Source organism: Streptomyces griseofuscus, from assembly GCF_014673495.1.
Taxonomy (GTDB): domain Bacteria; phylum Actinomycetota; class Actinomycetes; order Streptomycetales; family Streptomycetaceae; genus Streptomyces; species Streptomyces murinus.
In genome coordinates, this window is record NZ_CP051006.1 from 8,300,569 (window position 1) to 8,308,974 (window position 8,406).

Annotated in this window: 9 protein-coding genes; 3 read left to right on the top strand and 6 right to left on the bottom strand. The window is 72.6% G+C overall.

The genetic code is table 11. From position 1 onward, the window contains the following. Positions 1 to 24: 24 nt before the first annotated feature. Both HEP81_RS41905 and HEP81_RS37515 read left to right on the top strand, forming a co-directional pair. Positions 25 to 1,164, top strand: coding sequence for a GNAT family N-acetyltransferase (locus HEP81_RS41905; protein WP_243279729.1), 1,140 nt, complete (start codon positions 25 to 27; stop codon positions 1,162 to 1,164). Beyond that, positions 1,161 to 2,411: an MFS transporter gene (locus HEP81_RS37515; RefSeq protein ID WP_078967410.1), complete on the top strand. Its 1,251-nt coding sequence runs from the start codon at positions 1,161 to 1,163 to the stop codon at positions 2,409 to 2,411. The genes HEP81_RS41905 and HEP81_RS37515 overlap by 4 nt, the downstream gene beginning before the upstream one ends. Before the next feature lie 75 nt (positions 2,412 to 2,486). On the opposite strand, the gene HEP81_RS37520 is transcribed toward HEP81_RS37515, so the two are convergent. Genes HEP81_RS37520 through HEP81_RS37530 form a run of 3 tightly spaced genes read right to left on the bottom strand, consistent with a single transcriptional unit; the run spans position 2,487 to position 4,676 of the window. Next, positions 2,487 to 3,050, bottom strand: coding sequence for a TetR/AcrR family transcriptional regulator (locus HEP81_RS37520; protein ID WP_190276071.1), 564 nt, complete (start codon positions 3,048 to 3,050; stop codon positions 2,487 to 2,489). A 29-nt stretch (positions 3,051 to 3,079) separates the two neighbouring features. Then, entirely contained in the window at positions 3,080 to 4,480 is a 1,401-nt protein-coding gene (locus tag HEP81_RS37525; protein ID WP_037656767.1) for an amidase, read from the bottom strand. Next, complete coding sequence (locus HEP81_RS37530; protein ID WP_037656765.1) at positions 4,467 to 4,676, bottom strand: hypothetical protein; 210 nt, start codon at positions 4,674 to 4,676, stop codon at positions 4,467 to 4,469. Before HEP81_RS37530 ends, HEP81_RS37525 begins: the two co-directional genes overlap by 14 nt. 172 nt (positions 4,677 to 4,848) lie before the next feature. Here HEP81_RS37530 and HEP81_RS37535 point away from each other — a divergent pair, with 172 nt between their 5' ends. Beyond that, positions 4,849 to 5,772, top strand: coding sequence for an MBL fold metallo-hydrolase (locus tag HEP81_RS37535; RefSeq protein WP_037656763.1), 924 nt, complete (start codon positions 4,849 to 4,851; stop codon positions 5,770 to 5,772). Positions 5,773 to 5,921: 149 nt separating this feature from the next. Here HEP81_RS37535 and HEP81_RS37540 read toward each other — a convergent pair whose 3' ends face one another. The 3 genes from HEP81_RS37540 to HEP81_RS37550 form a co-directional block, all read right to left on the bottom strand. Further along, positions 5,922 to 6,674, bottom strand: a complete 753-nt coding sequence (locus tag HEP81_RS37540; RefSeq protein ID WP_154823973.1) for a hypothetical protein — start codon at positions 6,672 to 6,674, stop codon at positions 5,922 to 5,924. Between the two features lie 297 nt (positions 6,675 to 6,971). Then, positions 6,972 to 7,166: a ferredoxin gene (locus tag HEP81_RS37545; protein WP_256641318.1), complete on the bottom strand. Its 195-nt coding sequence runs from the start codon at positions 7,164 to 7,166 to the stop codon at positions 6,972 to 6,974. An 11-nt stretch (positions 7,167 to 7,177) separates the two neighbouring features. Further along, positions 7,178 to 8,395: a cytochrome P450 gene (locus tag HEP81_RS37550; RefSeq protein ID WP_037656760.1), complete on the bottom strand. Its 1,218-nt coding sequence runs from the start codon at positions 8,393 to 8,395 to the stop codon at positions 7,178 to 7,180. Positions 8,396 to 8,406: the final 11 nt, after the last annotated feature.

An 8,406-nucleotide genomic window follows, 5' to 3' on the forward strand; every position in this document is an offset into this window, starting at 1 on the left:
CCCACCACTCCCGAGGAGCCCGTCATGACCCCCGAACTGCGCACCGAACGCCTGGAGTTCCTCCCCTACCGGCCAGAACACGAGGACGTCTTCGTCGAGTTGCTGCGCGACGAGGAGGTGTGCCGCTGGATGGGCCAGGACCTCGTGCCCGAACCGCAGATCCGCGAGGTGTTCCGCGCGATCCTCACCGACATCTACCCCCAGGGACGGTTCGACGTCTGGGGCCTGTGGCTGGCGGGCCGCTACATCGGCCACGCCGAGGTGAAGCCGACCGGCAACGTCGAGGGCCATGAACTCGTCACCGCCCTCGCCCCCGGTTACTGGGGCCGGGGACTGGGCGGCGAGGCGGTCCGCGGCCTGCTCCGGCACGCCGCCGAGAACCTCGGGCTCACCGAGGCGTACGGCATGGTCGGCGCCGAGAACACCGCCAGCCTGGCCATGTGCCGCCGCCTGGGCTTCCGCTATCTGCGCGATGTCGTCGGCGACGACGGCTCCGTGACGAAGCTGCTGGTCATCCCCACGGCGCAGGGCGGGTCGGAAGGGGCTTCGCGTACGGCCGTCGAGGCCACCGCGCAGACCCCGGCGCCCGGAGCCGGCACGACGGACGGCTCACCGCCCGCCGGAGCGCGGGGTGCCGAGGGCCTGACGGGAGCGCCGGGTGCGACGGACAGGGTGGGGGCGGCGAGTGGCGAGTACCTGGCCGGGGTTGTGGGCGGCGAGGGGCCGGCCGGTGCGCGGGGCGCGACGGGCACGGCCGGTGCGCGGGGTGTGACGGGCACGGTGGGGGCGGTGAGTGGCGAGGATCTGGCCGGGGTTGTGGGTGGTGAGGTCTCGGCTGGGGCGACGGGTGGCGAGGGCTTGGCTGGGGTTGTGGGTGGCGTAGGCCCGGCCGGGGCGCGGGGTGCGACGGGCACGGCCGGGGCGGCGGGTGGCGAGGGTCTGGCTGGGGTTGTGGGTGGCGCGGGGCCGGCCGGGGCGCGGGGTGCGACGGGCACGGTGGGGGCGGTGAGTGGCGGGAACCTGGCCGGGGTTGTGGGCGGCGAGGGCCCGGCCGGGGCGAAGATCGGCGAGGGCTTGGCTGGGGTTGCGGGTGGCGAGGGGCCGGCTGGGGCGGCGACCGGCGAGGGACTGACTGGGGCGGCGAGTGCCGGGGAGGCGGGATGAGTCGGCCGCCGCTCGCCGATGAGGCCGCCGGGGTCGCGGACACCGGCCCGCGGCCGGGGCTGTGGCGCAACCGCGACTTCAACCTGCTGTGGGCCGGACAGTCCCTGTCCGATCTGGGCGGCGCCATGGTCGACCTGGCCCTCCCCCTACTGGTGTTGCAGCAGACCGGGTCCCCGACACGGGCCGGGGTCGTCGGCACCGCCGGGCTCGTCACCACCCTGGTGTGCCGACTGCCGGCCGGTGTCCTCGCGGACCGGTTCGACCGGCGTCGGCTGATGATCGTCTGCGACACGCTGCGGATCGCCGTGTACGCCCTGCTCGGCTGGGCGGTCCTGACGGGCGCCGCCCGCCTGCCGGTGATCCTCGCGGTGGTGATCGCCGGCTCCGCCGCCACCGCCGTCTTCAGCACCGCCGAACACGCCTCGGTACGCAGCCTGGTCCGCCCGGACCAGCTCGCCTCCGCCGTCGCCCGCAACGAGGCGCGGACCTACGGCGTGTCGCTGGCCGGGCCACCGCTGGGCGGCCTGCTGTTCGGGCTCGGCCGTTTCCTGCCCTTCCTGGGCAACGCGCTGAGCTTCCTGGTCTCCCTGGCGGCCGTCTGCTGGATCAGGCGGCCGCTCCAGGAGCCCCGCAAGGAGGTGGCGGCGCCCATCGGCGCGTCCACCGCGGAGGGGCTGCGCTTCCTGCTGGGACATCCGTTCCTGCGGGCCCTGCTGGCGATCGCCGCTCCGCTGAACATGGCCTTCACCGGCATGATCTTCGCGATGACCCTCGCCCTGCGCCGGGCGGGCGTGGCACCGGTCCTGGTGGGTCTCGCCGGTGCGATCTTCGCGCTCGGCGGCCTCCTCGGGGCCTTCGCCGCCCCGGCACTCCAGCGGCGTCTGCGGCTGCCCGTCCTGATCACCCTGCTGTGCTGGGTGACCGCCGCGCTGATGGCCGTCAGCACACTGCTGTCCGGCTCCGTCCTTGCCGCGGTGCCGCTGGCCGCCGCCGTCTTCCTCGGCCCCACCGCGAACGCCACCCTCTTCGGCCGCCAGGCCGCCGTCACCCCCGACCGCTTACAGGGCCGCGTGGTCAGCGGCGTCCTGCTCGCCGCCGGCTCGGCCGCCGCCCTCGCCCCCGTCCTGGCCGGCGCGCTGCTGGCCCACTGGAGTCCGGGGCCGGCCATGCTGGTCTTCCCGGCCCTGGTCGTGGTCGCGGCGGTGACGGCCACCGTCAGCAAGGGCATCCGGACGATGTCGGCCTAGGCCCCGTCGACGCCGTTGCCCGAGGTCCCGCGCCTGGAGGAGAATCCGGCCGCGGTGACTTCGGGCGCCCGGCGGTCATCGGCCGGTCGGGTCGAGGGCCGCTGTCACGAGCCGGTGCGCGTAGGCGGCGCCGAGTCCGTCCGGGCGGAAGAGGATGCGGTACATCAGCGGGGCGACGACGTGGTCGATGACCGTCTCGACGTCGGGGACCTTCTCCCCGCGTTGGGACGCGCGGGTGAGGATGACGTCGATCTGTTCCGCGGCGTAGGCGGAGCACTGGCCTGCGTTGCCGCCGTCCGGGTCGCCGAGGAGAGCGTCACGGATGTAGGCGCGGCCGGCGGGGGAGGACATCTCGTCGAGGAACTGCTCGGCCCAGGCCGTGAGATCGGCGGCCAGGGCGCCGTGATCCCCGGGCGCGGTCTCGGGCCGCAGCCGTTCGACCGCCACGTCCGACAGCAGCTCCTGGAGATCGCCCCAGCGTCGGTAGACCGTCGAGGGCGTCACGCCCGCACGCTGGGCGATCATCGGTACCGTCAGGGCGTCGCGGCCCACCTCCGAGGCGAGTTCACGCACGGCCGTATGCACCGATGCCTGGACCCGGGCGCTGCGTCCCCCGGGGCGAACCATCTGCCTGCTCATGACACCTACTTTAAAGCGAAATAGTTGCTTCAGTGAGCCGCCCGCACCCGCGCGAGGTCCCGGGCCGGCTGGGTCTGCTCGTAGGCGTGGCCGGCCCGCAGGAGCACGCTCTCCTGGAGCGGTCGCCCGAGCAACTGCATACCGATCGGCAGCCCCGCGGCATCCTGGCCGACCGGTACGGACAGGGAAGGGATCCCGGTGATGTTGGCCGGGGACGACAGACGTACGTAGGCGTCGGAGACACCCTCGACGGTGCCGTCGGCCCAGGTGATGGTCTCCTGACCGGCCCTGACCGCGGTCGCCGGGACGGTGGGGGCGGCGATGAGGTCGACCTCCCGCAACATGCGGGCCCACTCCTGCCGCATGAGGGTGCGGGAACGCTGAGCGCGCAGATAGTCCCCGGCGGTCATCAGCTCGCCGGCTTCGAGCAGGATCCGGACATCGGCCTGGTAGAGCTCGGGGACCGTACGCAGGGTGGCCTCGTGGTAGGCGGTGGCCTCGGGCACCATCAGACCCCAGTGGGTGGCCTGGATGTAGCGGGTCATGGGGATCTCGACCTCGACGAGGCGTGCGCCGAGGGCCTGGAGCTGGTCGACGGCGCGCCGGACAGCGGCTTCGACCTCGGGGTCGACGTGGTCGAAGTAGTAGTTGCGCGGCACACCGACCCGCAGCCCCGTCAGATCCGTGCCCGCGTCCGGCCGGTAGTCCGTGGCGGGTGTGGGCAGCGAGGCGGGGTCGCGCGGGTCGTGCTCGGCCAGGGCGGTCAGGACCAGGGACGCGTCCTCGACGGTGCGGGTGATCGGGCCGACGTGGTCCAGCGACCAGGACAGGGACGTGACGCCGTGCCGCGGGAGGAGGCCGTACGTCGGCTTGAGTCCGACCACCCCGTTGAGCGCGGAGGGCACCCTGATGGAGCCGCCGGTGTCGGTGCCCAGGGCGAAGGTCGCCATGCCGGCGGCGACGGCGACCGCGGATCCGCCGCTGGAGCCGCCGGCGACCCGGCCGGTGTCCCAGGCGTTGTTGGTCTGCGGGGTGGTCAGGCCGTAGGCGAACTCGTGCGTCTGCGTCTTGCCCAGCAGGACCGCACCGGCCGCCGCCAGGCGCGCGGCGACCGTGCTGTCGCCCTGCGCGCGGTGATCGGCACGGACCCGGGAGCCGGCGCTTGTCGCCGTACCCGCGACATCGATCAGATCTTTGACGCCCATGGGGATGCCGTGCAGCGGGCCGAGACGGCGGCCGGCCACGATGTCGCGTTCCGCTTCACGGGCGGCCTCGCGGGCGCGCCCGGCGGTGACGGTGACGTAGGCCTGAAGCCGCGGCTCCAAGTGCGCGATGCGCTCCAGGACCGAGTCGGCCAGCTCGACGGGGGACAGCTGCCGGGTCCGGATCGCTTCGGCGGCCGCGGTCAGAGACAGTTCATACGGTCGCATCGTGTGCCTCCTGTCCCGCTCGGTAGGCGGCGGCGGGCACGGTCTCACCGAAGTCCAGCTCGCGCAGGAGCGAGACCACGGAGTGGATGTGGTCGGCGGTGGCCGCGACCGCGGCATGGCGGTCGGCGGGCAGCGGGAGCCCGGCACGGGCGGCCCAGCGGGCCGCCTCGGGCGGGGTGAGTGCTGTGTCGGGCATGGGTGTTCCGTTTCCGGGGTCCTCGGACTGAAGCGGCCCAGAGCGCCCCTCAGCGCTAAAAGCTAACCAATTGCGTTAGCTCACCGTAGGGGCTACCTTGCCTTAAAGCAAACGCATAGCTTTTAGCTCCCGACTCGCCGTGCCCGAGTCGTCCCCGAAGGACAGAAGGATCATGAGTACTCAGCCGACCCCCACCCCGACGCCCGCCCCCTCCTGGACCCTGGGTGACGTCACCGTCCACCGCGTTGACGAGGTCCTTCTGCCGCCCGCGACCGGAACCTGGCTGCTGCCCGACGCCACCCCGGACCTCGTCGCCGCGCAGGACTGGCTGCGCCCCCACTTCGCCGACGACGAGGGCATCCTGCGCCTGGACAGCCACAGCTTCGCGTTCACCCTCGGTGGCCTGCGCGTCCTGGTCGACACCGGCATCGGCAACGGCAAGGAACGGGCCAACCCCGCCTGGCACGACCTGGACACCGACTACCTGCGCGATCTCACCGCCGCCGGATTCCCCCCGGACTCGGTCGACCTGGTGGTCCTCACCCACCTGCACGCCGACCACGTCGGCTGGAACACACGTAAGTCGGACGGCCGTTGGGTCCCGACATTCCCGAACGCCCGTTATCTGACCTCACGCACCGAGCGGGAGTTCTGGACCGGGTACGACATGGAGGAGGCACGCGCGCAGATGTTCCGGGACTCCGTGATCCCCGTCGAGGAGGCAGGGCTGCTCGACCTCGTCGACGTCCCCGCCGGGGGCGCCGACATCCTCCCGGGCCTGCGCCTGCTGCCCACCCCTGGACACACCCCGGGACACGTGGCCGTCGAGCTGACCAGCCAAGGCCGGACGGCCCTGATCACCGGTGACTGCATCCACCACCCGGTCCAGTTCGCCCACCCCGCCATCGGCGCCTGCGTCGACATCGACCCGCGCCGGTCCGAGGCCTCGCGGCGGGCCCTGCTCGCCTCCCTCGCCGGCTCGGACACCCTCCTCCTGGGCACCCACTTCGCGCCGCCCACGGCCGGTCATGTGGTCCGCCACCAGGACGGATATCGGCTCTCGCCCGTCCATGCCGGGCGCGGGGCGAGGAGTTGACCGAGCTTTGGGACGAGCCGCGTAGCCGTCGGTGGCGAGGAGGGCGGCGGCCGAGTCCTCGGGTTCCGCTCGCTCGCCCTCGATTCCCCCGCGCCGGACCTGCTGTTGGCGCGTCTCGCACCGGCGGGCGGGCAGTCCGCGGTGGCCGGTCAGTAGGGGCGGTGCCCGGTGAGTTCCTGCCAGCGGTCGTGAGCGGCGGCGAGTTCCTTGCGCGCCGCGGGGATGCGGGGGTCACTGCCCTGCCGGGCGGTGACCTGTTCGAGGCGCAGCCGGGCACTCTCTTGCGCGGAAGTGTCGTTCATGGCCTGGCGCAGGTCGGCCTTCGCCTGCCGGAGCTGGGCGGGCCGATCCCGTTGGAACGACTTGGCGGTGGCGATGGCGTTGTGGATGTCGACGACGAACTTGCGGACATGCTCCTCCGCGATGCCGGCCGTGGCATAGGTCACCAGATGCTGGCGTCCGTCCGGACCGATCAGGTAGAGGTGGCCGGCCGTCCTCGTGTGGTCGGAGCGGACGGCGATCTCGTGCAGGGGCAGATCTCCGCTGAAGTCGTCGGTCGAGACCGCGAGAACGTGTTCGTAGAGGGACAGAGCGCCGAGTTCGGCGCGGTAGCCCCCGCGGCCGGGGTCGCTCAGCCGCGCGAGGTGCTCCTCGGCGTCACGCACCCGGCGCCGGTGGGCGGTGGCGGCGGCGTCGACAGCACCGCGCGCACCGGCCAGCTCCTTGCGCGCGGTACGCTCCAGGCCGCTCACGGCACTGCGCGCACGGTCGAGATCACGGCGCGCGGCGCCGTACTCCGAGGCGAAGGCGAACTTCCAGCCGCCCGGATACCGGTAGAGCTGTCTGCCGACCGCGGCCACGGCGACCAGAGCGAGCAGAAGTATCCAGCCCCAAGCATGCATGATGCCCTCCCCCGTACGGCAGCCGGCGCCCCACGCCGTGACCGATGCCTCGGTGCTGTCCGCGTCGACGACTACCGGCAACGGGCACGGGCCGTCAAATCCATTACGACCCGGTCCGGTTACGGCAGAGCGCGAGCCGGGGACGGGCGCCGTCGGTGCGGGGGAGGGAAAAGCTGCCACCGAGCGGAACCGCCGGGAACGCGACCGTGTGCGCTCCGGCGACGCGCCGTCAGCCCGGTGCCGCCGACGGGCGAGTCATCCGTCGACGGCTCGGCCAAGTGGTCCCCGGCCATGTGGTCATACGACCCTGATCGCCGACGTCGGACACCGCGCGGCCGCCTCCTGCGCCGCCTCCCGCTGGTCGGCCGGGGGAGTGGCGTCGAGGAGGATCACCGTGCCGTCGTCGTCGTTCTGGTCGAAGACCGCCGGGGCGGCGAGGACGCAGGCTCCCGCGCCGCAGCAGAGGTCCATCTCGATCTCGATCCGGGTCACCGGGCCGCCCCTCACCAGCGCACCGGCAGTTCGAGGACGCCGTACGTCACCATCATCTCCCGGGTGCCGATCTCCTGGGGCGGCACGGCAAGTTCCAGGCGGGGGAAGCGGCGCAGCAACGACTCGTAGCCGATGGCGAGTTCGAGCCGGGCCAGGTGGTGCCCCATGCACTGGTGGGGGCCGTTGCCGAAGGCCATGTGCCGGGACGGGCCGCGGCGGATGTCGAAGGTGTCGGGGTCCTCGAAGCCCAGCGGGTCACGGTTGGCCGCGGGCAGCGACACCGTGACGACCTGGCCCGCGCGGATCGACCGCCCCTCGAACTCGAAGTCCTCGGCGGCCACGCGGATCGGCCCGATCTGCACCACGCTGAGGTAGCGCAGCAGTTCCTCGACCGCGTCGTCCATCAGCGACCAGTCGGCGCGCAGCGCGGCCAGCTGCTCGGAGTGGCGCAGCAGGGCGTAGGTGCCCAGCGCCAGCATGTTGGTGGTGGTCTCCAGACCGGCGATGAGCAGGACGATCGTGATCCCGAGCAGCTCCTCGTCGGTCAGGTCCGTCTCCACGGTGAGCCTGCCCAGGATGTCCGGGCCCGCGTCCTTGCGCGCGGCCGCGATCAGGGCGTGGAGCATGCCGCCGAGGATCGCCATCGACTGCTGCATCTCCTCCCCGGTGGTGGAGAGGCTGAAGAGCACGTCCACATGGCGCCCGAACTCCGCGCGGTCCGCCTCCGGCAGGCCGAGCAGTTCCGAGGTGACCAGTGTGGGCAGGGGCTTGGCGAAGGCCTGGACGAGATCGACGGGGCCGCTCGCGCTCGCCATCTCGTCCAGCAGACGGTCCGTCAACTCCTGTATGCGTGGCCGGAGTTCCCGTACCCGCCGGATGGTGAAGTGCTTGCTCAGCAGCCGGCGGTAGCGGGTGTGCTCGGGCGGGTCCATATTGACGAACATCCCCGCGGGCAGCGCGTCGGTGCTCAGCTCCGAACCGGGCACCTTCACCGGCGAGCGCTTCCCGGCGGGCAGCGAACTGAACCGAGTGTCCGCCAGCACGGACCGCGCGGTCTCCAGACCGGTGACCAGTTGCCCGATGTGCCCGTCGGGGTAGCGCAGCGGGGTGATCGGGCATTCGGCGCGTGCTCGCGCGAAGGGAGCGGGCGGGTCGAAAGGACAACCCGCGGGGCGCGCCGTGGGAAAAGGCTGGGCCGAGGGATTCTCGGCAGCTTGCGAATGCACCATGAAAATCCTCG